General features: G+C 59.6%; 23 protein-coding genes and 1 pseudogene. 14 read left to right on the top strand and 10 right to left on the bottom strand.

Going from position 1 to position 23,393, the window contains the following annotated elements:
* Positions 1-90 precede the first annotated feature (90 nt).
* Genes ACH2ED_RS09730 through ACH2ED_RS09690 form a run of 9 tightly spaced genes read right to left on the bottom strand, consistent with a single transcriptional unit; the run spans position 91 to position 7,355 of the window.
* Positions 91-594: a hypothetical protein gene (locus ACH2ED_RS09730; protein ID WP_395090582.1), complete on the bottom strand. Its 504-nt coding sequence runs from the start codon at positions 592-594 to the stop codon at positions 91-93.
* Complete coding sequence (locus tag ACH2ED_RS09725; RefSeq protein WP_395090580.1) at positions 560-1,867, bottom strand: adenylate/guanylate cyclase domain-containing protein; 1,308 nt, start codon at positions 1,865-1,867, stop codon at positions 560-562. Before ACH2ED_RS09725 ends, ACH2ED_RS09730 begins: the two co-directional genes overlap by 35 nt.
* A gap of 36 nt (positions 1,868-1,903) precedes the next feature.
* A complete protein-coding gene (locus tag ACH2ED_RS09720; RefSeq protein ID WP_395090578.1) occupies positions 1,904-2,458 on the bottom strand; it encodes a hypothetical protein in 555 nt (184 codons plus the stop codon).
* Between the two features lie 41 nt (positions 2,459-2,499).
* A complete protein-coding gene (locus ACH2ED_RS09715; RefSeq protein WP_395090577.1) occupies positions 2,500-3,165 on the bottom strand; it encodes a hypothetical protein in 666 nt (221 codons plus the stop codon).
* Between the two features lie 5 nt (positions 3,166-3,170).
* Positions 3,171-4,271 carry a glycosyltransferase family 4 protein gene (locus ACH2ED_RS09710; RefSeq protein ID WP_395090575.1) on the bottom strand — a complete coding sequence of 367 codons (1,101 nt, stop codon included), beginning with the start codon at positions 4,269-4,271 and terminating at the stop codon, positions 3,171-3,173.
* Positions 4,268-5,371 carry a glycosyltransferase family 4 protein gene (locus ACH2ED_RS09705; RefSeq protein ID WP_395090573.1) on the bottom strand — a complete coding sequence of 368 codons (1,104 nt, stop codon included), beginning with the start codon at positions 5,369-5,371 and terminating at the stop codon, positions 4,268-4,270. The genes ACH2ED_RS09710 and ACH2ED_RS09705 overlap by 4 nt, the downstream gene beginning before the upstream one ends.
* 10 nt (positions 5,372-5,381) lie before the next feature.
* A complete protein-coding gene (locus tag ACH2ED_RS09700) occupies positions 5,382-5,768 on the bottom strand; it encodes a hypothetical protein (RefSeq protein WP_395090572.1) in 387 nt (128 codons plus the stop codon).
* Positions 5,769-5,791: 23 nt separating this feature from the next.
* Positions 5,792-6,691 (bottom strand): WecB/TagA/CpsF family glycosyltransferase, encoded by a 900-nt coding sequence (locus ACH2ED_RS09695; RefSeq protein ID WP_395090570.1) that lies wholly within the window; start codon positions 6,689-6,691, stop codon positions 5,792-5,794.
* A 13-nt stretch (positions 6,692-6,704) separates the two neighbouring features.
* The gene (locus tag ACH2ED_RS09690) at positions 6,705-7,355 is read right to left on the bottom strand and encodes a sugar transferase (protein WP_395090568.1); all 651 of its coding nucleotides are present in this window, start codon (positions 7,353-7,355) and stop codon (positions 6,705-6,707) included.
* A gap of 413 nt (positions 7,356-7,768) precedes the next feature.
* On the opposite strand from ACH2ED_RS09690, the gene ACH2ED_RS09685 reads away from it, so the two are divergent.
* The 14 genes and pseudogenes from ACH2ED_RS09685 (at position 7,769) to ACH2ED_RS09620 (ending at position 22,885) form a co-directional block, all read left to right on the top strand.
* Positions 7,769-9,091, top strand: coding sequence for a polysaccharide biosynthesis/export family protein (locus tag ACH2ED_RS09685; protein ID WP_395090566.1), 1,323 nt, complete (start codon positions 7,769-7,771; stop codon positions 9,089-9,091).
* 62 nt (positions 9,092-9,153) lie between these two features.
* On the top strand, positions 9,154-10,632 hold the full coding sequence (locus ACH2ED_RS09680) for a hypothetical protein (protein ID WP_395090564.1): 1,479 nt from the start codon (positions 9,154-9,156) through the stop codon (positions 10,630-10,632).
* A gap of 11 nt (positions 10,633-10,643) precedes the next feature.
* Positions 10,644-11,468, top strand: a complete 825-nt coding sequence (locus ACH2ED_RS09675) for a CpsD/CapB family tyrosine-protein kinase (protein WP_395090562.1) — start codon at positions 10,644-10,646, stop codon at positions 11,466-11,468.
* A 9-nt stretch (positions 11,469-11,477) separates the two neighbouring features.
* Positions 11,478-12,791: a glycosyltransferase family 2 protein gene (locus tag ACH2ED_RS09670; RefSeq protein WP_395090560.1), complete on the top strand. Its 1,314-nt coding sequence runs from the start codon at positions 11,478-11,480 to the stop codon at positions 12,789-12,791.
* Entirely contained in the window at positions 12,788-12,925 is a 138-nt protein-coding gene (locus tag ACH2ED_RS09665) for a hypothetical protein (protein ID WP_395090558.1), read from the top strand. The genes ACH2ED_RS09670 and ACH2ED_RS09665 overlap by 4 nt, the downstream gene beginning before the upstream one ends.
* Positions 12,926-12,963: 38 nt before the next feature.
* Complete coding sequence (locus ACH2ED_RS09660) at positions 12,964-15,324, top strand: glycoside hydrolase family 44 protein (RefSeq protein WP_395090556.1); 2,361 nt, start codon at positions 12,964-12,966, stop codon at positions 15,322-15,324.
* Position 15,325: 1 nt separating this feature from the next.
* Positions 15,326-16,924 carry an O-antigen ligase family protein gene (locus ACH2ED_RS09655; RefSeq protein ID WP_395090554.1) on the top strand — a complete coding sequence of 533 codons (1,599 nt, stop codon included), beginning with the start codon at positions 15,326-15,328 and terminating at the stop codon, positions 16,922-16,924.
* Positions 16,921-18,378 carry a flippase gene (locus ACH2ED_RS09650; RefSeq protein WP_395090552.1) on the top strand — a complete coding sequence of 486 codons (1,458 nt, stop codon included), beginning with the start codon at positions 16,921-16,923 and terminating at the stop codon, positions 18,376-18,378. The genes ACH2ED_RS09655 and ACH2ED_RS09650 overlap by 4 nt, the downstream gene beginning before the upstream one ends.
* A 72-nt stretch (positions 18,379-18,450) precedes the next feature.
* On the top strand, positions 18,451-18,966 hold the full coding sequence (locus tag ACH2ED_RS09645; RefSeq protein ID WP_395090551.1) for a serine O-acetyltransferase: 516 nt from the start codon (positions 18,451-18,453) through the stop codon (positions 18,964-18,966).
* Complete coding sequence (locus ACH2ED_RS09640) at positions 18,963-19,496, top strand: acyltransferase (RefSeq protein WP_395090549.1); 534 nt, start codon at positions 18,963-18,965, stop codon at positions 19,494-19,496. The genes ACH2ED_RS09645 and ACH2ED_RS09640 overlap by 4 nt, the downstream gene beginning before the upstream one ends.
* A 452-nt stretch (positions 19,497-19,948) precedes the next feature.
* Positions 19,949-20,095 (top strand): annotated as a pseudogene (locus tag ACH2ED_RS09635) (sugar O-acetyltransferase); the annotation flags it as partial.
* On the top strand, positions 20,092-21,324 hold the full coding sequence (locus tag ACH2ED_RS09630; protein ID WP_395090547.1) for a glycosyltransferase family 4 protein: 1,233 nt from the start codon (positions 20,092-20,094) through the stop codon (positions 21,322-21,324). The pseudogene ACH2ED_RS09635 and the gene ACH2ED_RS09630, both read left to right, overlap by 4 nt.
* 14 nt (positions 21,325-21,338) lie before the next feature.
* Complete coding sequence (gene epsD, locus ACH2ED_RS09625; RefSeq protein ID WP_395090546.1) at positions 21,339-22,382, top strand: exopolysaccharide biosynthesis glycosyltransferase EpsD; 1,044 nt, start codon at positions 21,339-21,341, stop codon at positions 22,380-22,382.
* Positions 22,379-22,885 carry a transposase gene (locus tag ACH2ED_RS09620; protein WP_395090544.1) on the top strand — a complete coding sequence of 169 codons (507 nt, stop codon included), beginning with the start codon at positions 22,379-22,381 and terminating at the stop codon, positions 22,883-22,885. The genes epsD and ACH2ED_RS09620 overlap by 4 nt, the downstream gene beginning before the upstream one ends.
* A 167-nt stretch (positions 22,886-23,052) precedes the next feature.
* Here ACH2ED_RS09620 and ACH2ED_RS09615 read toward each other — a convergent pair whose 3' ends face one another.
* Positions 23,053-23,304: a PEP-CTERM sorting domain-containing protein gene (locus ACH2ED_RS09615; protein WP_395090542.1), complete on the bottom strand. Its 252-nt coding sequence runs from the start codon at positions 23,302-23,304 to the stop codon at positions 23,053-23,055.
* Positions 23,305-23,393: the final 89 nt, after the last annotated feature.

Raw genomic sequence — 23,393 nt, 5'->3', positions numbered from 1 at the left:
AAGTGCCACATAATTCCTCAATCTCTCCCGACATCTAGGTTCTCCCTCTACGAGCCACTTCTCAGAGAGCGATGTGAGGCACGATTTAGTCTAAACGTGAATCTTACTAAAGCCATGCCGTTGGAGCAGGATGCCCGCCATCAGACTCAGCTCGGCGGCAAGCGCACTCTGCTGGGACGTGATGCTCCACTCCAGGGCAATATTGAGGTTCCCCTCCCGTTCTTGCAGCTCACGGAGCGCCAGGGCTTCTCCCGGCGTGCGCACCTTCGCAACACGCTCACGGGCAAAACGCAGGAAAGCCTGGGCATGACGGTTCTTCACCGCCGCACCTTGATCGGGGCTTTGATCTAGTTTTTCCATGGCGTACTCCCGAATACTATCCAACATGATAAATCGTTGGTTCATGGGGTCTAATCTAAAGAGGGACTGCTTGCGAAGCTCCATCACACTTTCAAAGACATCAAAGGCCTCACAGACCGCCTCCGCCTCTTCCAGCGTAAAGCCGCCTGAAAAGACCGAGAGCTGACCAAAGACCTCACGGTCATCGTCGCTGAGGAGGTTAAACCGCGCCCCGGAGCGCCCGCTGCCGCCCATTGAGCTCCTGCGAGCGGGACTGAAGCAGCCGAAAGCGCTCGCTCAGGCGGGGGAGCATCTGGCGCGGGGTCATGCCCACAATACGCGCCGCTGCCAGCTCAATGGCCAGCGGAACGCCTTCGAGGCGTCGGCAAAGCTCCTCCACATCGGCGAGGCTCTCCTCGTCCAGCGCAAGATCGGGGCGGCACTCCAAGGCACGCTCGACAAACAAGTTGAAGGACTCCCGAGGGGGCATCGTCCCCAGCTCCAGCACCGTCTCCCCCCGTAGCTCCAGGGTGCGGCGTGAGGTCACCAAGCAGACAACATTGTGTGTCTGGGCCAGCAGCTCCTTGATCAAGACCGTGCCCCCTGCGACCTGCTCGAAATTATCCAGAATGAGCAGGGCCCTGCGCTCATGCAGGTGCCGAAAGAGCTGCTCCCGCACGCTGGGGGAAGGCTGAAGGCTAATATTGAGTGCGAGTGCCAGCCGGTTGGCGGCATCCTCCACGGTGACAGCTTGCTCTAGATCGCACCACCAGACACTATCAGGAAAGTCGTTGAGGACACTCTCCCCAAGCTGCATGGCGACCCGGGTCTTTCCCACACCACCAGGGCCGGTCATGGTAAAGAGGCGGCGGTTGCGCTCCCGCAGGAGCTGGCTCCACTCACGAACCTCCTTCTCCCGGCCCACAAATACCGTGAGCTGCTGGGGCAGGTTGTTGGTATGGCTGACAAGCGAGCGAAGCGGCGGAAAGTCGCGGGGAAGCTTGGAGTGACAGAGCTGGAAGACCTGCTCCAGCTCCTGGAGATCTTTGAGGCGGTGGCTACCATGATCCAGGAGGGACATTCCCTCTATTCCCTCTGTGAGACTTCCCTCAATCAACCGCCGCGTGGCATCGGAGAGAAGCACCTGCCCCCCGTGACCAATCGCCATCAAGCGCGCGACGCGGTTGAGAGGCTGCCCGAAGTAATCGCCCTCACGGCTCTCCGCGGCCCCGGTGTGAAGACTCATCCGCACTTTTAGCGAGAGGTTGTCAGGCCAAACTTCGGCGGTAAGGAGCACTTGCGCCTCAAGGGCCGCTTTGAGCGGATCGGATACGGTGGCGAAGGCGGCGCAGAACGCGTCCCCAATGGTCTTGAAGACATAGCCCTGATGCGCTTCTATGGTTCCACGGAGCAGAGTGTCGTGGCGGGCGAGTGCGGGGCCCATTGCAGTGGGATGGGTCTCCCAGAGCCGGGTGCTCCCCTCAATGTCGGTAAAGAGAAAGGTGACGGTTCCTGTGGGCAGATTCATAACGAGCTGCCCACATTGTAGCCGATTTTATCTGAGCTAGCGCGAGTACACTCCGGTGGGCGACCAGCTCGCGCTGGGGCCACCGGAGAGCCCGACGGGCACTGGGTAGATCGTGATGTTCTCGCCGTTGATGGTCAGGGTCATCTGGCTCGCCGCCGCTTCCACGCCTTGCTGCACAAACGGTAGGGGAGCGCCAAAGGGCCGCTCGACGAGCTCAAGAGCGCTGAGCTGGCTGAGCGTGGTCTCGATCTCGAAGCCCTCAATCTTGACCCGAACCCCGACACTGTCGGGCAGTGCGGTAAAAACCTCAATCTGCGCCTCAAGCGTGGGAGCGCTCTCAAACGGGGTGCCCGCGAAGATATTGGGGCCAAAGTACGCCCCAATCTGCGGATCCGTGGAGACAAAGCCCATAAAGAGCGGCGCGGCGCTCGGGTCGGGCTGGTAGAAGACCATGCCGCTGGCCGCCGAGCCGAGCGGTGTGTGAACAATCCGTCCGATATGAACGATAACATTGGGCTGCGCCCCGCCAGAAACGGTGGTAGCGGCCATGTCCACGCCACCTTCCCAGCTCATCCAGTTTGTAACTTGCATTTTTAAAGTGCCCTTTCATGTAGCACTCTATCCTGCCCGCGTTACAGGGGCGTTACAGGGAGCTTCTTTGTCCAGGAACTTGTGCCGTCTTTTTCCACGGTAATAGTCGTCTCACCACGGACAAAGATCAGGCGAGTGAGGCTGGCCGTGGGCTGCTCGTAGCGGATATCGGTATCGCTGCTGGAGACGGAGACAGCGCTGGCGATACGCAGTGAGGCACTCAGGCCAATAAAGAGCCCGGCGGCGCGGTGGGCACGCAGGTAGGTGTCGAAGGTCACGGTAAACCAGCTCTGATCGCCATCATCGCGCACAAAAGTGACTTTACTGGCACCGAAATCCTTGAGGAGAGTGTCAAGCTCTGCAACGCCTGTGGTCAGGTTTCCCGCTTTCCATCGGGCGAGCCAGGAGGCATCACTGCCGAGCGCGAAGTGGATCTCGTGAGGATTGTAGGTGGAGGCAGCGTGGATGGTCGCAAGCTCCGGGTAGGAGCGGCGGACAGTGCGAAGCGTGCTGTCAAAAGAGCGGGCGACATCGAGGGGGACGGTGTAGCTCGCTACCTCGCGTGCGGCAAGCAAGGGGGCATCGGGGTCGAGGCTTGTCTCGGAGCGTGACGTGACAAAATCCTCTCCCGATCCACGTCCGCCGCAACCCGGCAAGAGAAAGCTACTTGCTAGCAGAGCCAGAAAGATTGTCTTGGAGCGTCCCATGGCCTCTATGGTATCGTATTTTGGCGGGGATGGAAATCCCCCGCGTGGAGGATCGCTGCGCAGAGACTATCCACCCAGCGGTCCAGGCTGGCATGTTTTTCGACCCAGACACGCGCATTGCTGCCAAGCCTCTGGCGCAGTGCGGGGTCGGCTTGCAGGCGACGGATGGCTTTCTCCCAGGCACCAGAATCGCCGACGGGTACATAAAGACCGTTCTCGCCGTCGCAAATCGCATCGGTCTGGCCCTCGGTGCGGCTGACAACCACGGCTTTCCCGCAGGCCATTGCCTCTAAGATCGCGGTGATTCCCGCCTGGAAGTCGTTCTCGTAGAGCGGCACCGCAACAATCGCCGAGGACGCGTAGAGCGTGCGCAGTGCACCGTACTCGTAGCGCCGCGCCGAGACATTGGCGGGCATGGTGCGCTTCTGGGTCTCGTTGGTGTGCTTCGACCAGGGCGAGGCGGCGGCCAGAGGGAACTGCGTGTCGGGCAGGCGCTCGGCGGCGGCGAGCAATGTCGGGTAGTCGCGCCACTCCAGCCCGGCGGCGCTGACTTGCTGCGTGATCTCGGTGACTTCGGGGCGGGGCCGCCAGAAGTTCGCATCGGCATGGAAGGGGATCAGGCGCAGGCGCTCCGCCGGAATTCCTAGAGCTGTCTCGCCCTGCGTGCGCTGCGTGGTGGCGTAGACAAAGATCGTGTCCATCTCCCGCCAGAGCTTCAGCGTCCCGAAGAACAGTGCTTTCTTACCCGTCGAGAGACGGTGCCCAATGGTGACATGGCCCGGACGTGTCTTGCCCGAGAGCCGTAGCAGGAGCGCTAAAAATATCCCGATATTCTCCCCATTGGTAAAGAGAGAGCTGTAGCGCTTACGCCGTCGCCAGCCCGCCACCGCTAGGGCGATATCCTTGCCCAGCGCCTTTCGTGCCAGCCGTACCAGCGGATCGGGGTCGGCCTCTAGCGCCCGGTAGTCGTAGAGCTCCGCGCAGGTGCCACGTGCTTCTAGCCCGGCGGCCAGGGCATCGTAGTCCATAGTCGGGTGCGTATCGCCAGCAATAGCCTCGGCGAGGTTCTCTTTGCGGTAGCTAGGGATCAGGAGCAGGGTCTTCATTTTTGGGTTAGCCCTTTCAGGCGGGCGAGGATACGGGGATAGTTCACCGCGGCATCAAAGCGGACGAGCGCCTCCTGGCGGGCGCTGTGCCCGAGGCGCAGACGGAGCGCGTGGTCAGTGAGGAGGTGTTCCAGAGCAGCGGAGAGCGCGGCTGCATCGCCCACGGGCACGAGCTTGCCTGTCTCGTTCTCGACCACTACCTCGGGCAGAGCACCGACAGCGGTGGTGATTACGGGCAAGCCCGCCGCCAGTGCCTCTAACACGGCCTGTGGCAGGCAGTCCGCGCGGGTGGGGAAGACAAAGATGTCCGCCTCGGCAAAGAGCGTGCGCAGGCGCTCCGAGTTGGGTGTCACCCCATTGTGGACGGTGAGCTGCTCACGGGGGGCGATATCTGTTGTCTGAGTCACCAGGTGTAGGTGCGCCTTTTGCCTCACGGACTCGGGGAGGCGCTCAAAGGCCGCGAGGAGCGTGTCGCCCCCCTTGCGCACAAAATCCCCGCCGACAAACAGCAGGTTTAGGGGAGCACCGGTGCTACGGGGCTTGCGCAATGCCCGCGCCGCATCCCAGGCAGCGATATCAACACCGGGCGCAATGACTTGGATTTTGTCGGCGGGAACCCCGTAGTCCGCAACCAGCGAGTCTTTTGTCCACTGGCTCCAGGTGATCAGGCCCCGCGCCGCCGAAAAAGCCCGCTGATTGAGCCGTGCCTTGAGGCTCTCAAGCTTTCCATTGCCTGGTGTATGACCGTAGTGCGCACCAAGCCGGTCGTACTGCACGGGGGTGGCGTCCAGCGAGATCAGGCCCGGTGTTTGTCGGAGCAGGCCCGCCGAGAGCAAGGCCGTGACCTGGGTATGGAAAAACAGCGCGTCTAAATTCTGGCCGCGCAGGCCCAAATAGGCACCCAGTGAGGCTCTGAGAGACCAGTTTGAGCGAACCCCAGGAAGCCTTGCCCAGGCCCCGGGGGTGTTGTGGAATGGCAGCTCAATGAGCTTCGGCTGGACAAGCGAGTCAGCGGCGAGGGCTGCCTGGAGGTTTCTCGCATGGGTGGTGTGGCCCAGGGAGTGCTCCAGGGCGAAGCCGAGCTTTAGGGTCGCGGGCATTGCGCGAGCCTCAAGCCAGCGGGGACGTGTCGGTGAAGTTCTCAAACGCCGCGGCGGGCTCTTGCGGGTGCGCGGAGCCGATACCGTAGCGGGTGAGTAGGTGCGTGATCAGGTGCTCTAGGCGGTGCTTGGGGAGCCGGGCCGGAGCAAAGATAAAGACATTCTCGTCTATCTGAAGGAGGCTCATTCGGCGGCGCTCCGCCGTGAGGCCCAGGTAGGTATTGGGTGCGATCTCGCGGCAGACAATCTTCCCCCGGCTGGTGCGGATCATCATGTGGCGGTCGTTGGTAATCGCACGGGCATGAGTGGCCGCCGTCTCATTGATGTCGCCAATGGGGTATTCCAGGTCGTCTAGATCTACGGTTGTCGTGACGACAATCTTTTTTGAGGCGTTCATTACGTGTGTCCCTAAAGTTCTTTTTATTTTCGAAGACGTGCTTCGGTGGGCTCCGTTGGTCGTACGGGAGCCGTCGTGATATTAAGTTTTGAACCATCCGCCGTGGAGTGTGGCTCCTCGATCAGTGGTCGCGGTCGTGATGGTTGCCGCCCCATGCGTACTTTCAGTGCCTCGCTTACCAGGCCAAGCAACAGAGGGAGATCCCGGCAGATATAGCGCTTATAGAGCCGTTTGGGATCCTGAAGAAGACGCCACGCCCACTCCATTCCCGTGCGCTGAACCAGCCGTGGCGCTCGGGAGATCATTCCCGCTGCCATCTCAAAGCTCCCCCCGATCCCGATACTCACGGGGACGCCTAACTGCATCTTATGTCGGGCGATCCACTTCTCTTGCTTAGGGGCACCCAGACCAACTAGTAAAACATCGGGGTTTGTGGCACGCAGGATCTTGGCGATTTTCTCTTGTTCCTCGGGTGTCTCAAAGATCTCTTTAGGCGGGCAGTAGGTTCCGCAAATCTGCACGCCTGGGAATCGCTCTTCAAGAATGGCTTTGGCGGCATCTGCCGCACCGGGCATTCCCCCTAGGAAGAAGAGCTTCAGGCCCGTCCAGGCCGAGGCGCGGCAGAGCTCAAGCAGCAAATCGCTGCCTGCGACACGCTCCGCCAAGTTCGCTGTATCAGGGCGGAGGCGCGAGAGCCAGACAATCGGCATCCCATCGGCCAGAACGAGGGCGGCGCTGGAGTAGATCACTCGAAACTCCGCATCCTCTTTGAGCAGAGCCAGGTGATCCACGTTGCCTGTACAGACATGCTGAGGCGAGTCCGCTTTGTGGACAAGCTGTAGGATACGCTCGACGGCCTCCGCCATGCTGACATTATCAAAACGTGTGTTGCTGATTATTACTTGTCCATCAATACGCGACATCTTCATAGTTCTCCTAATAAGCACCGTCGCCGCGTAGGACCGCAGGTAGCGCACGCAGCAAGATAGAGAGGTTGAGCAAGAGCGAGCGCTTGCGCACATACTCCAGGTCCAGAGCGATCCATTCCTCGAAAGTCAGGCGGGAGCGCCCGGACACTTCGCGCAGGCAGATCAAGCCCGGCGGGACACTGAGCCGCTCTAGAGGATAGTCCGGGCAACTCTCTATCTCGCGGGGAAGATGAGGACGTGGCCCGACTAGGCTCATATCGCCTTTGAGGATATTCCATAGCTGGGGCAGCTCATCGAGGGAGTAGCGCCGCAGGACTCTGCCAATTCGGGTGATACGCGGATCGTGCTGCATCTTGAAGATCGGGCCGCTGGCCTCGTTCTTTGTACTGAGGCTCTCCTTGAGCGCCTCCGCATTGGCTACCATACTGCGGAACTTGTAGAACGCAAAGCGCTTCCCATTCTGTCCGACACGCTCCTGATGGAACAGAATCGATCCCCGATCCTCTGACCAGATGAGCACGGCGACAGTGGCTAGAACTGGCGCGAGCACCGCTAGTGCTGTGGCAGCCACCGCAATATCAAGTGCCCGTCGCAAGGGCTCGGAGAGCTGTCGTTCTCCCTGAAGGGGAATCTCGAGTAGTGTGGATGACTTGACCATTCTTCTTAATTTCGCTCCCGTGAATTTCTGCGAATTTACGTTGATGAAATAAAGCCCTACCAAAAATGTGCCTGAGTGAGAGGAAGTAGGGAAAACTGGTAATTTTAGGGATGAAGAAAGGGGAACGCTAGCCTGCTATGAATTACGTATAAGTAATATGTATTAGGTGTATGACCCTGTTAATATTGCTTGTAATGGTGATATTTATACTGGTTTTTGCGATTTTGATGCATAAATCCCTTAAATAGATCTGCAAAGAAGTGGGGGTGTCTTCCGATCTTCGGAGAGTAGGGAATGGGTGTTGTGGAAAATTTAGAAAATTATTCTAGTGGGGAGCTAATTGGCACAGGGATTGCTTTAGCACTATAAGTGCCTCTGTGGGGCAATTCACTTAATACGGGAGAAGGGGAGCAATGAAAATGAGAACTAAGCAAGTACGAAATATTTTGGGGGTGCTGGGATGTGTCGCGCTGAGCCAGAGTGCCTGGGCGCTGGGGCCGGTTCCAGGAGGCATCGTGGTATCGCTAGTGCTGGGACAGCAAACCCGCCGCGTCACCGTGCCCGCCGCTCAGGAGCGCCCCTTGATCCTACCCTCCCCGACGGAGGCCATTGCGGCACTACCGACGCGTTATAAAGTGCGCTGTGGCGACTCGCTGGAGATTAAAGTGATGGGCCGCCCTGAGCTCACCCAGGCCATTACTGTTGCGCCGGACGGGACCATGATCTATCCCTACGTAGGGGAGCTTGAGATTGCGGGAAATACACTACAGCAGGTCAAGAGCAAGCTTGAAATTGGTCTCAAGCGCCAGATTGTCAATCCCCAGGTACTGGTCTCCGTGGTCAAGCGCCAGATGGGCAGTGTTTCTATTCTTGGGCCGGTGAAGGAACCAGGCAAGCGCGAGCTCGGCGATGACTGGCACGTACTAAACCTACTCTCAGACGCCAAGGGGATGACAGTCGAGCCGGAGCTGGTGACCATGCGGCTGGTGCGCAAGGGAGGGCTGATGACTCTCAATGTTGATCCCATTAAAGTGTTCAGCGACCCGGCCCTCAACTACATGCTTGAGGACGGCGACCTGCTGGTCATTCAGGAGCGCAATAAGAGCGAGACCATGGTAAACGTCCTCGGCGAAGTGGGCAAGCCCGGCTACGTGATCTGCCCGCGCGATGGCTCTCCTCTAGCAGCTCTGATCGCGGCGGGTGGCAGTAGCCCCAAAGCCGCTCTCTCCCGTGCAACCCTACGGCGCGGCTCCGGTGGTACTCCCATCCCAGTGGACCTGAGCAACCCGGATAAGATCCCTCACGACCTGCAGCTTGGCCCCGGCGACACGCTCACCATTCCCGCCAATCTGCGGCAGGTCTTTCTGAGTGGCGGGGGCGTGCTGAAGCCCGGTGCTATAGATATTCCCGATAATATCCAGCCCACGATTTACTGGGCAATCCAGCAGTCGGGGGGGGTCTCGCAGGAAAGTGATCTTAAAAGCGCGGGTATTATCCGAGTCGCTCCCAATGGAACACCGATCCGCAAAACCGTCAATCTGGAGAAGATTCTCAAGAACTCGACCGCCCTGGGGCGCGATGCGGACGAAGTGGCTAAGCTCAATGCGATGCTCCGGCCAGGAGATGTCCTCGAAGTTCCGCTAAAGGGCCGTCGGTCCGGTGGTTTTCGCTTTGGGCTCAATGAGCTAACAGTGGGGCTTTCGACCTTTTTGCTAATCCGTCAGGTGGCTAAATAACTATGTATCGTCGGACGAATGTACTCTATCGCGTGGTGGACGCGCTGTTTCGGAATCGGAATATGGTTTTGATCACTATTCTCTGCGTCGCCATTCCCGTCGCCTTGTTGCTGATCTTCCGCTCCCAGGGCTACACCGCCACGGCTGCGGTGAGTGTGGCACAGGAAGCGAAGATTCTTCGTGGCAAGATGAATGCTGATCTGGATCAAGCGGGTTGGAAGACCGCATCGGACGTGAATGTCGCTCAACTTAACATCTTACTAAGAGATGTCAAGCAGGGCGGCTTTGTGGACGATGTCTTTCAGCGTGCTGCGCTCAACCCTCCTGTCTCTTTAGCCCAGGGCGTGAACGACATGCGGGTGGCAAAGTTCCTAGGCTCTATCTCCGCGAGAGCGGATGGTGATAATCTCTTTACGATCAGCCTGAACTGGGACGAGAGCGATGAGTGCAAGAAGCTTGTCCAGGCAGTTCAGGAGCAGTACATCGCTGCCCAGGCACTCACTAACCAGCAGTCCTCGACAAATCGTGCGGATATTTTAAAAGAGCAGCTCGCGAAGAAGGAGACCCTGGTTCAGCAGGCGATGGTGGCACGCGAGCAGTTTCGCAAGAAGCACCCGGAGGTCGGCCCCGATACCCACAATGTTCTGATGGATCGTATTGGCTATCTGGAAGAGCGCCTGCGCCGCGCGAAGCTCATGATTGTTGAAGGAGGCGAGCGCATCTCGCAGGTGGGGCCTCGTATCCGAGGCGAGAATAAGTACATCGTGACGGACACCAGTCCCCTGGTTGTTTTGGGAGACAGTCCCGCCCTGAAGCGCCTCAATGATCTGCAGGATCGCCGCTCCCAGATTACTGCGGGGGAAGGTGCGATGCGCAAAGATAGTGATGCCGTGCGCGCGCTGGATCGGCAGATTGATCAGGCGCAGCTTGCGGTTGCTAAAGAGCGGCGTGAGAAACAGCGCAACGGCGGCACCTCGAAGCGCGAGCTCAACCCACGCTACAGCGCACTGATAGATGAGGCAAGCCAGTCTAAGCTCACAGCGAAGACGGCGAAGCTAGAGATCACGGATCTGAGCGCACAGCTTGCGATGGAGAATCAAAAGCTACGTAATCTGCCCGCGCTCCAGAAAGAGATGGAGAACTTTGATCTCAAGGTGAACCAGGAACAAATCCATCGCGGAAAGCTGAGCGATGCCTACACCAGTGCGGAGCAGCAGGCCAGCATGGAGAAAAAGGAAGCGAGCCAGACCCTCAAGACGGTCGGTGAGGTCTTTACCGTTAGCCTGGCGGGCCCGAAAAAGCGCATCACCCTCGGGCTGGTGAGCCTGATTCTAGGTGCAATTGTTGCGGCTCTCATGGTGGCGCTGCGCGAGTGGTCTGACCCGACCATCCGCTACGAGACGGATATCGAGCAGGCGCTGGACATTCCTGTACTGACCGGTTTGCCCGAGACCCGTGCGGTCTTATCAGGCAAGAGTGTCGGCGGCAAGCCACGGCGGCGCGGTGCACCCAAGGGGCTACTCTCGCCCCATGATAGCTAAGGAAAACACACGTGATTACCCGAAACCCGGAAACAAACCATCTTCACACTGAGGAGCACCTGGATACCACGTCGCTGGATCGGATCTCCTCCACACCCGCCGTGACCCTTGTCCCAGCGGAGGCACTACGCCGCGTCCATATCGCCATCGAGCGCTCGGATGCGGACTTTGCACAGCTTCATGCAGCCATGGAGTGGCAGCTCGCTGAGGGCACCAATGCCAGCCACTGGGATCAGGCCGCCGAGCACCTCGACGATCCGATGCTAGATACGGACAGTGTCTTTGGGATCACGAGTGCGGTTCCTGGTGAGGGAAAGACCACGGTTGCCATGCACCTGGCCTTTAGTATCGCTCGTAACACCGGGCGCAAGGTTTGCCTGATTGACTTCGGGCTGGGCGACAACGAGATCTGCCGCCGGATGGGTATCCGCACTGAAAAAGGGATCGTGGATGTTCTGGAGGGCCGCGACTATATCATCCGCACGCTCCAGCTCTCCGATTGTGGCGATCTTGCGGTCATGCCTGCGGGCAGGCTTCCCCGCAACCCCAACAAGGCCGCCCGATCCCCGGCTGTCACGGAGGTCATTGCCGCTGTTCGCGAGATCTACGACACCGTGATTGTGGACTTGCCTGCGGTCTCGACTGGCAATGCACTTCCCATCGCGGAGCACCTGGATAAAGTCATGCTGGTGGTCTGTGCGGGGGCGACTCCGAAAGATGTCGTGCAGCAGGCCGTGGATCGCCTGGGGCGCCGTCGGGTGCTGGGAGTTGTCCTCAACCGCATGAAGTCATCCGTACCCACGAAGATCCAGCAGTTCTTCCGGAAGGTGGCGTAGGAACTTTTGATGAGTGAGCTGTATTCGGCGTTTACGTACACTTGCCTGACCGCCTGGATGGTGCTGGGCACCGCTACTCTGGGCAGCAGCAGCTACCTGGCGGGCCTGATGGCGCGTGCGGCGCTCCGTCGTAAACCCGTGCTAGGGGGGGCGTGGAGGCAGCACCCCCCCAAGCTGATCGTGGTCATTCCCGCGCACAATGAGGAGCTGGTAATTCAGCCTACCCTGGCGAGTTTGTGTGCGCAGAGCTATCCCCGCGAGAGCTTTGAGCTGGTTGTAATCGCCGACAACTGCTCCGACACAACCGCTACTCTGGCACGCGAGTGCGGTGCGACAGTGCTAGAGCGCCTGGATCTGGAGCGCCGGGGGAAGGGTTACGCGCTGGAGTGGGGGATTGCGCAGCTCTGGGAGCGTGCCGAAAAGCCGGATGCCGTGGTGGTAGTGGATGCGGATACCAAGGCGGCCCCGGATTTCCTTGCGGTACTGACAGGCGAACTCTTTGCGGGTGTCGCACCAGAGTGCTGGGCAACCCACGCACGGGTACTTCAGGGGCGCTACGGTGTGCTCAATGGCGGAGAGTCCTGGCGCGCTGCCCTGATGGAAGGCGCTTTTGAGCTGGTCAACCATGTCAAGCCGCTGGGCCGCAGTGTTCAGGGATTTACGGTCGGGCTCAAGGGTAATGGTATGGGTTTCACCCGCGCCGTTCTGGAGGCTGTTCCCTGGAGTGGCAATAGTATCACGGAGGACATTGACTACGGCTTGGATCTGCTTTTGGAGAAGGGCATTATCGTGGGCTACGCTCCCGAGGCGCTGGTTCGCGCCCAGATGCCCAATACCAGTCAGCAGGCTGCCTCCCAGCGGGCACGCTGGGAGCGGGGCCGCTACCGCCTGCTGCGTGAGCGGGCCCCTCAGCTCTTTCTGGCTGGGATGAAACGGGGCGACTCACGGCTAGTAGATGCTGCGCTCGATCTGGTGGTTCCGCCCCTCGCCGAGCTTGCGGCTTTGCATGCGGCCTGGCTGGGGCTGACGGCTCTCTGCTTCACTATGGGGGTACTGATCCCGGTTTGGACACTGCTGGTGCCGCTCTCCCTGGTGCTCTACGCGGCCTATATCTTTGGGGGGCTCCGCGTTGCTGGGGCACGCCGGGAGGTCTACAGCGCCCTGATTCGGGCTCCCTTCTACGCCCTCTGGAAGTTTGCGCTCTACGCTCTGGTACGGCTCAAACAAGGCAAGGCGAAGGCCAATGAGCCGCTTGAGTGGGTTCGCACGGAGCGAAGCCCGATGGCGGATGAGCCTAAGCGCCCCCTGGAGGATGCCGCATGAATATGGTCATTGGAATTGTCTTTATGACGGTTCTTATGGGGATATTTGTGCCCCGCTGGCAGCTCAAACACGGAGTGCTACTGGGGGGATGGGTCGTCTTGATGGTGCTAGTTTTCTATGCGAAAAATAAGTAGTGCTTCGGTCGGTTAGGTAGAAGAGAATGATATTAAATATGTCTACAACGCCTGTAAAAGAACTAAGTGAGGATGAGAGACGCCGTCGTGCCCAAGTACGCGCGGGCCGTCGCCGTCGAGAAGCGGATCAGAAAAAACGCCTCCGCAAAGAGCGTATCACGTTTGCCTTGCTAGGGAGCGTGGGCAGTGTTGTCCTGCTTGTAGGAGCCTGGGGTGTCAAGAAAGTAAGCGAGAGTGGTGGTCTACGAGAAACCGCAAAGGGCCTGGTCAAGAGCATCGCCGTCACGACTGGAGTCGGGCCCAAGGGCATGGTTCCCGTGCCTCCCACGGAGCGCGCCGATGAGCCGATTGTGGTCTACAGAGATGGAACCGGCGAGGGCTGGGATGACTGGTCCTGGGCGACCCATGAGAAGGCATCGGCGGCGATGGCGGCCAATGGCATCAATGGGATCGCGATGACTCTAAAGGGCAGCGACGGAGTCTACTTCCACCACACTGCCTTCCCTGCCGATGGCTATGGGGCGTTGGAGTTTCTCTTCAAGGGCGCTTCCGAGACCGTCATGGCCACGGTCTTTGATGAGTTTGGCAAGCCGCGCCGCCAGCTCACACTCACCAGCTACGTGGTGAATGGAGTCGCGGGGCTAAAGCCCGGCTGGCAGAAGATCTCTCTGCCTCTCAAGGCTCTTGGCGTCGGCTGGGGCGATAAGCTTAGCGGTGTGGTTCTCCAGTGTGCCGTGCCGACAGCGACCGGTGAGGTGGGCTTCGATGATATTTTCCTGATGCCCGATACCAGCCTGCCCGAAGCGCCCAAGTCGTACAACATTCCTGTTAGTGTGGATGCCCAGGCAGGGAAGCATCCGATTAGCAAGTATATCTACGGGGTGGCTCATGCGAGTAAGCAGGAGCTTGAGTCGCTGGGGGCGACTATAAACCGCTGGGGGGGCAACCCTAACTCCCGCCATAACTGGGTCAGTAACTTCTGGAACTCGGGGAGCGACTGGGAGTTTCGCAGCCACGCGGGCGATAAACCCCACACGACGCCCGGAGGAGGCGCCGATGAGTTTATTAAAAACAACCGGGACTTAGGCATTGACAGCTACATGAGTGTCCCCACTCTGGGCTGGGTGGCGCGCAGTGGCGACATTCAGGTGAAGTCCGATAATGTGCCCTGGAAGACCGGCCCGGGTATCTCCGGCTGCGATGGGCCCGTCGCGGGCTACGATCCCACGGCGAACCGCAAGCGCACCAGTGTCCGATCCGTGGCCCGTAAAGGCCGAGGCTTTGAGCTGAACCCCAAGCCGGGGGAGACGGTCTACCAGGACGAGTGGGTCAACCATCTGGTCAAGACCCACGGCAATAGTGTGGGCAGCGGGGTGAAGTTCTACGCGATGGACAATGAGCCCGATCTCTGGTCTTTCACGCACCGGGATGTGCACCCGGCGCAGATGGGCTACGATGACATGCTCAAGAACTTCACGGAGTATGCCACGGCGGTCAAAGACGTTGACCGAGGGGCGCTGGTGGCGGGCCCCACTGTCTCAGGCTGGACAAGCTTCTTCTACTCCGCGCTAGACCGAGGCGGCGATGACTTCCGCACCTCAGAGGATCGCCGCGCTCACGATGACATGCCCTTTATTCCCTGGTTCCTGAAACAGACTCAGGCGCAGGATGCCAAGCGGGGCAAACGGACCCTGGATGTGCTGGATATCCACTACTACCCGCAGGCGGAGAATGTCTATAGTGATGCCCGCGACCCTGCGATGCGTGCGCTCCGAATCCGCTCGGTGCGTAGCCTCTGGGATAAGACCTACCGGGACGAGTCCTGGATCGCCAACACGGCCGATGGCCCGGAGGTGAAGCTCATCCCCCGGATGAAGGACTGGATTGCGCAGTGCTACCCGGGGACGAAGCTCGCCATCGGGGAGTGGAGCTTCGGGGCCGAGGGCGATATCAGCGGTGGGCTGGCAGCTGCTGAGGCGCTGGGTGTCTTTGGCCGCGAGGGGGTGGATCTGGCATTCTTCTGGACCCGGCCCAAGCCGCTCACCCCGGCTGCCGCCGCCTTTCAGCTCTTTTGCCGACCCGCATCGGGCATCGCAGGCTTTGGCGATACCGCCTGCGAAAGCACTTCTACCAACAACGAGCGCCTGGCCGTGTTCTCTGCAATAGACAGCAAGACGGGCGCACTCACCCTGGTACTCATCAACAAAACCCCCAAAGCGAGTATTACGGTGCCGCTCAGTATCAAGGGGCACGCCGGGGAATCGGCAAAGCTCTGGCGCTTCTCGGCGGAGAAGCCTAGCCAGATTACGGCGCTGGCGGGAGCCACTCTGAGTGCGGGGCAGGTGAGCCTAAGCCTTCCTCCGTACTCCGCCACACTTGTACGAATCGGGGGCAAGTAGCGTGGCTGAGCGACGCCAACAGCGACAACAAGTGATCCTGGGAGCCGTTGCCGGGCTGCTCGCGCTTGCCGCCGGGCTCTCGTATGTCCTGGTGCAGCCCACAACACTTCTGCTGCCGATCTTGCTCTTGACCGTGACTCTGCTGCCCGCGGTCTTCTGGTACTTTCCCCGCCTGTCACTCTACGGGATTCTTAGTGCGGCCTGTCTTTTTGAGATCTTCAAACAAATCGAAGATGGCTCGGGTATCACGGACGCGGTTCCCTTTTTCTGGAACATCAACACGATGTTTGAGAAGTGCCTGGGAAGCAACCCCCATGCGGTTCCCATTAACTACTTCGAGCTGGTGCTGATTATCTTCACATCGGTGATCTTACTGCGCTTTGCCACCCGTCACCAGACCATGATACGCTGCGGCTCGCTCTTCTGGCCGATTCTGGTGTATCTGGGATTCGTGGCCTTGGGCTGGCTTAATGGCATGACCACGGGGGGGAACTTCAATGAGGCGCTCCAGGAAGTGCGTGCACAGCTCTACTTTGGAGTCGCTTACTTTCTGGCGGTCAATGCGGTGCGTAACGAAAAACACGCGGCACCGCTGATCTGGCTGACCGTGTTGTGTATCGGATTCAAAGCCTGCAATTATATCTGGCGGCACTTTACGATCTTTCACGGCGAGATTCAGGAGCAGGGGGTTGGCTCGCATGAGGAAGCCTTCTTCTTCATGGCCTTTGTGATGTTGCTGGCGACCCTCTCTTTCTCTCGGCTCCTGCCAAAGCTCCAGATGCTGATGTGGGCTCTGCTCCCTCTGATTATTTTTGCTAATCTGACCACCAACCGACGGACCGCCTACGCGGCGGTGACAATCGCGCTTCCTATCTTGTTGCTGGCAGCCTACCAGGGCTTTCCTAAGGCACGAAGAGGAGTGCTGAGTTTTATCGTGGTTCTGGCAGTGGTCTTTCCTCCCTACTTCCTGGCCTTTCGCAACAGTACCGGAGCTCTGGGAGGACCCGCCCGTGCGATTCAGTCCGCCATCGCTCCCAGCCAGCGCGACTCGGACTCGGACCAGTACCGCAATATCGAAAACTACGACCTGATGCTGACGATGCGCTCTACCAGCACGACCCAGCTTATTGGCTACGGCTACGGCAAGCGCTTCCTTACCCCCGGCGGCAACTTAGACATGATCAAGGATATCTATCCCTGGTATAACCTGCTGCCACACAATCAGATCCTCTGGGTCTGGATGCGCTTGGGGACGCTGGGGTTTTTAGCGTTCTGGGGAATGGTCTGCGCTATTTTGGTGTACGCCTGCCGTGTGATCCGCTACAAAGAGAGTGAGGCCAAGCGCAAGGCCGCTCCTGAGAGCAATCTGTATCCTCGGGCCGTGGCGCTCTACACGCTGATTCTGGTGGCTCTGCTTCTGGTCTTTGGCCTGCTTGATCTTCAGCTCTCCAACTTCCGCGACATGATCTTTGTGGCAATCTGGGTGGGGGCAATGTCTGGGCTGACCCCGAATGCTCTGTCTCTCAATGATCCCGAGAAACGGCGTCGGCGCCCCGGTGTCCACGAGCGCCCCACCCGGCAGCCACGGAGGATGCGATGAGTGCACAGAATCAGCGCGTCACAAAAAACGTGGTGGGGACACTGCTCACCCAGCTCCTCACATTTGGGATGGCGTTTTTGGTTAATCTCTATCTGCCACGCTACCTGGGGCCTTCGGGAACGGGCAAAGTGGGGATTATCGCAAGCTGGGTAATGATCCTGGGGGTCTTTGTGACACTCGGAACCTCGCAGGTCATTGTCAAGGAAGTGGCGCGGGATCGGAGCAAGGCTGGCCCTCTGCTAGCGGCAGGGCTGACTCTACGGCTGCTGATGGGGCTTCTGACCATACCCGTCGCCTACGTCGTTTCCTGGAGCCTGGGCTATTCTCATGAGATGCGTACCCTGCTGCTGGTGAGTGTCCCTGGGATGGTTGTTTTCGTCTTGAATGATGTCTTTATGACGATCTACCAGGGACGTGAGGAACTCGGGCGTTTCAATCGAGCCACCCTGCTGGATAAATTTGCCTACGGGATCGCCGTCTTTTTGCTGGTCACTTTTAAGGCACCTCTCTGGGCAATCGCAGGGGTGGCGGTGCTCTCCGGGCTGCTCACTTTCTCGTACTATGCCGTGGGCCTGCGTGACTTGCTCAAGACACTTCCCCTGCCGCGCTGGGAGGATCTCAAGGCGCTGACAGTGGCGAGCCTGCCGTTCATGGGGCTGCTGATCTTTCGTACACTCTACGGTCAGACCGACCCGATCGTGCTAGGTGCCGTGGCGACGGAGCAAGAGGCGGGTTGGTACAAAGTCGCGTTTCAGTTGGTCGGATCGGCGATGTTCTTTCCGATGGCGCTGATCTTTGCCCTCCTACCCACTCTCTCCCGGCTTCATCACCAAAACGACCGCGCTGGATTTGCCTCGCTGGCTCAAAAAGCACTTGAGGTCACGCTGCTCGTCGGACTGCCCATCTCCGGCGCGGCGATCTTCCTGTCCGAGCCGATTATCCGTCTGCTCTACGGTCCGAGCTTTGCGGGAGCCGCGCCCGTGCTGGCAGTGGGGGGCTTTGGAATGCTCCTGTACTTCATCACGGCAGTACTGGGCTTGCTGGTGATGGCAATGGACCGGCAGGTAGTGCAGACCCGCAGCTCCGTGATTGCCTGCCTCTTTGGAATCCCGCTCTGTATTCTCTTTTCCTGGGGCGGACACCGGCTCTGGGGCAATGCGGCGCTGGGAGCCATTCTCTCTGATGTGATTGTCGAGGTTTATCTGGGGATTATCTACTGGCGCACTCTGCCCCGCGATCTCTTCGATCACAAACTGGTGACGCGGTTGGTGCGCTACGGCCTTGCCGCCATTCCCATGCTGATGGGCCTCTCGCTTTCCATGGGCTCAAGCCTGGGGCTCTGGGGAGCCATTCCCTGCGCGGTAGTCTACCTGGCGGGCTGCGTACTTCTGCGCTGCTGGAGCCCCGCCGAGCTCAAGGCACTGGGTGGGATGCTCGTCCGCCGCACGGCATAAAAAACACATGACCTTTACCTTAAGTGGTTAATGTTGGCACGAAACTTGTAAGGTTTTCTCACTATGACCCTGATGCAACTGATTCACAGCGATATCGAAGCGTGGGCGCGCGTTTGGAAGAGCAAGCCAAGCGCCTCGTTTGTGTTTTACTACTGCGGGCTCCGCGCGACCCTGCTCTACCGGATCAGCCATGCCCTCTGGGAAAACCGCGTGCCGCTGCTGCCCGGCATGCTCTTTCGCCTCAATATCACGCTGCATGGACTGGATGTGCCGCCCTGTACGCCCATCGGACCAGGGCTCTATATCCCGCACCCTGTGGGTACGGTTCTCTCGGCGGAGAGGATCGGGGCCAATGTGACTTTTATCTCCAGTATCACGGTGGGAATGCGCGGCGAGGCGGAGTTTCCCGTGATTGAGGATGGTGTTTTTGTGGGAGCGGGCGCCCGTATCCTTGGGAAAGTGCATGTCGGGGCGGATGCTAAGATCGGGGCGAATGCCGTGGTGCTCAAGGATGTCCCCGCGGGCGCGACGGCTGTCGGGGTGCCCGCCCGCATTCTGGGCAACAGTGCGCAAAAGGTAGCGGCATGATCGGAAAACTTCAGACTGTCTGGGTAGTCTTGACCAGCTTGTTCAAAACCCGCCGCTGCACGCGGCGCGGGAAATTGATCCGGGTCTGGGGATCTTTGCAAGTGATTGGCGACGTGCGCCTGGGCGAGCGGGTGCGCATTCGTGCCACCCATCTGCCGGTTGAGCTGGCTGCCGGGCCGGGGGCCATGATCGAGATCGGGGAGCGCTGCTACATCAACTCCGGGGTCTCTATCGGGGCGCAAGAGCGGGTGACTATCGGGAAGAACTGCGCGATCGGCAACTACTCCCTGATCATGGACTCGGACTTTCATAGCCTGGATGACCACACCCAGCCAGGAGTTGCTGCGCCGGTGGTGCTAGAGGACAATGTCTGGCTGGGCGCACGAGTGACCGTGCTCAAGGGAGTGCGGATCGGACGAGGCGCGGTGGTGGCGGCGGGCGCAGTGGTCACCCGCGATGTGCCGCCCTGTGCGCTGGTGGGAGGTGTCCCTGCCAGGCTCATCCGGTTTCTGGAGAAGAGTGAAAAGTAATGGAAAAAGCAATCTCGCAACAAGAGCCTCGGCGAAACCGGATACTCTCTGTCCTGGGTGATGAGCTAGGCCTGGCCTGGGTGCCGTGGCGGCTGGTGCTCGCCAATACCCTGCTACGCCCCCTGCCCGAAGACATGTCAGGGCGCTGGCGGCGGCTTATCTACTGCTGGGCGGGAGTGAGTATTGGCCCGAAGACCCTGGTGCGCGGCGTGTTGCAGCTACGCGGCGGGCGGCAGGCAGTGCGCAATCTTACGATTGGACGCGAGTGTCTGATCTACCCTCCAAGTTCCATTGACTGCTGTGCGCCCGTGTGGGTAGGCAACAATGTGACATTTGGTCCGGGCGTGACCATCATCACGGGAACCCATGAGCTGAGCGATCCCTGCCACCGCGCGGGTTCGCTGGTGCCCAAGCCTGTGACAATAGACGATGGGGCCTGGCTGTGTCTGGGTGCGACGATTCTTCCTGGAGTGACAGTGGGCAAGGGAGCCGTTGTCGCCGCCGGAGCGGTCGTCACCCGCGATGTACCACCGCACACGCTGGTTGGGGGAAACCCGGCGCGTGTGATTCGCACCCTGGAGACGGAGGTGCGGGTATGAAACGTATTCTGTTTATTCAGTCGCAGACCTTCTTTGGTGCCGACTCCGCGATTCATGCCCAGCTCATGAAACACCTGGATCGTCACAAAGTGGAGGTCTCCGTGGCCTGCAATCATCGCTGCGATGCCAATCGCGAAATGACCGTTCTGGAGCGCTTAAAAAAGATCCCGAGTCTCACTGTGCGCCCTACGGAGTTTGGCCCGACCGTCTTTGGACGCCCTCTGCTGGAGAAGTTCTGGCAGTCCGTGACACAAGGCCCCCTGATTCCGCTGCATCTTCTCTCTCTTGCCGCCTATATCAAGCGAGAGAAGATCGCGATTATCCACGGCACCGAGAAGCCACGCGATGCTTTTTATGGTGTCTTGCTGGCGAAGCTGACCGGAGCGCGGAGCGTGATCCATATGCATGTCCGCTACGCCGACTGGCTCCAGCCGACCGTGCGCTGGGCGCTACGCAACGCCGATGCGGTGGTGGGGGTCTCCGAGTTTGTCTCCCGCACGATGATTGAGGCCGGAATCCCTGCGGAGCGCGTTCACACGGTAGTCAATGCGCTCGATACCCACGACGGCACCTGGGAGCCGCGCAGTGATGCCGCCGAGGTGCGCCAGGAGTTCGGGATCGCACCCGATGCCGTGCTGATCGGGGTGTGCTCGCGTCTCTTCCATTGGAAAGGTCAGAGGGAGCTTATCAAGGCCATCGCGCAGCTTCTGCCCGAGCTGCCGAACCTGCATCTGATGATTGTGGGCGAGGACGACTCCCGGGCCAATCCGGGTGGGGGGAGCTTTCGTGCCGAGCTGGAGGAGCTCGTCGCACAGCACGATATGGCTGATAAAGTGACTTTTACAGGGTTCCGTCAAGACATCCCACGTCTGATGAACGCCTTCGATCTCTATGCCATGCCGAGTTTTGAGGAGCCCCTAGGAATGGTCTATCTGGAGGCAATGGCTCTGGGTAAACCTGTGGTGGCCTACAACAACGGCGGTGTCCCGGAGATCGTCACGGATAGTATCACGGGCTTCTTGACAAAACCTTACGATATTGATGCTCTGGCACGCTCGTTGCGTACTCTTGCTCTTGACTCTGGCCTGCGCCAGACGATGGGTGCGGCGGCGCGGGAGCGTGTACTTCAGGAGAACACGTCTAAGCAAATGTGCACCCAGATGGAGCGGGTCTACCGCGCTGTTCTGACGGGATGCCGTGAACCTGAGGCGATTCCCGCCATCAACTAGGGACGAAAAAAAGAATGCTATTTTTGAGTGTCGTGATTCCTACCTACAATCGGTGTGTCAGCCTGAAGGTGACCCTGAATGCCTTAAAAGCGCAAGAGCCCGTCCCGGGTGGCTTCGAGGTCGTGATGGTCTCCGATGGTTCCACGGATGGTACCGATGCGCTGCTCGCGGGCTGGATGGCGGCAAGCTTGCCGTTCAAACTGCGCCTTGTTCGTCAGGAGAACGCCGGACCCGCGCGGGCCCGAAACCGGGGGATTCACGAGGCGGAGGGCGAGGTTATTGTCTTCCTCGACGATGACGTGGAGCCACTGCCGGGGTGCTTGAGAGCGCATGCCTTGCGCCATCAAGAAAATAAGAAGCTCGTCCTGATCGGCCCGATGTCGCCTGATCCGAAGCGCGCCTCGTCCGAGCCGGTCTGGATCGCCTGGGAGCATGCCATGCTCCAGAAACAGTACGACTCCTGGAAAAACGGGATCTGGGCGGAGCACGAGTGTGGGCCCCATAACTTCTACACGGGCAACGCCTCGGTGCGGAAGGAGTATCTGATGGCAGTGGGGGGCTTCGATGAGGGCTTCACCCGCCAGGAGGATGTCGAGCTTGCGACGCGCCTAGAGCGGGAGTGTGGTGTTCATTTTCGCTTTGATCCCGCGCTCGCGGCGCTGCACCGGCCTCTGCGGACATTTGTGTCGTGGCTGCGAGTGCCTAATGCCTATGGCAGACTCGATGTGATTCGGGCACAGCGGGGCGATGCCTCCTGGGAGGTCATTCGCCAGAGCTATGTCTCGCGGCAGCGTGCGACAAAACTTCTGGCAAGGTTGGCACTGCCCCACAAGCGGGTTGGTGCTTTTCTGCGGGGACTGCTGCGGCTAGCGGCACAAATGACGTATGCGGTGCCGCTGGCGGCGGCGCAGCGTGTGGGTTTGGGGGCCTTGAGTGCCCTGTACAACATTCATTATTTAGAGGGAGCACGAGACGAGCTGGGGTCGTGGGATGCTCTCCGACAGGTGTTCTGTGCAAGCACTACTTCAACAAGAGAAGTTAAAGAGAGAGCGGCATGATTACAACAAGTGGATTGACAAAAGTTGGTGGTATGGTCTCGTCGGGGAGCTTGGCAAGGAAAATTTCGGACTCGGCATCGGACTGGCGCGAGGGACGACGGCTTCGGGCACTGGAGCTCTACCGGCAGGGCTGGAAGCAGAAGCATATCGCCGAAGCGCTTGGTGTCACCTGTGGCGCGGTGAGCCAGTGGGTGAAACGTATCCGCGAAGCCCCCGATGAGAGCGCGGTGGAGGTTCTTCGTCGGCGAAAGCCCACCGGGGCTCCCTCGCACCTGACAGTGATTCAGCGCCAGGAGCTGTCGCTTCTGCTGTCACGCGGTGCCTGTTCCTGGGGCTACAGCGATGATATCTGGACCTACCGTCGTGTTGCGGACGTGATTGAGCGTGCCTACGGGGTGCGCTACCACGAGAGCTACGTCGGGCGGCTACTGCGCGCCTGTGGTATCGAAGTGCGCCACACAAGCCAGGTACAGCTGCAAACCGATCGCCGCGAGCTCAACTAAGCAAACTCTCTGGGAATGGGGTGGATCAATGACTGGTCGCGGCGGGTAAAAGGAATGTCTATCACAAAAAGCCTCCTTGAATAATTTCAAGGAGGCTTTTGGGGTTCGATGCCGATAAGGAGAATGTGAAAAACCAAACCGGATCGAACGCCAACGAACCGATTACATCAAACTTTCCTGCGGCGACGGGTAGTCAGACCCGCAACAGGCAGTACACCCAGAGCGAGCAGGGCAAGGGTGCTGGGTTCCGGCGCGGTGGAGGGAGCGAGGCTATGGTCAAATGCGATTCCGCGGATACCACCAGATAAAAACCCTGTTGCGAATGTGGTCGCCACACCACCACCCGGACCCACACGCTGAATATCGCCGCTGGTCGCCACGTACAGGTTTTGGGCGTGAGCGACAGGGGCAATAACCATCCGACCGGAGCAAGCTCCGGGGTATTTGTCCGAAGGCTTCGGCCTGAGAGCCGAAGCCACAGAAGAAGTGGGCATCCTAAGAGATGCCC

The organism is Armatimonas sp., assembly GCF_043757465.1.
Lineage (GTDB): Bacteria > Armatimonadota > Armatimonadia > Armatimonadales > Armatimonadaceae > Armatimonas.
This window is presented reverse-complemented; position numbering and strand designations above follow the sequence as displayed.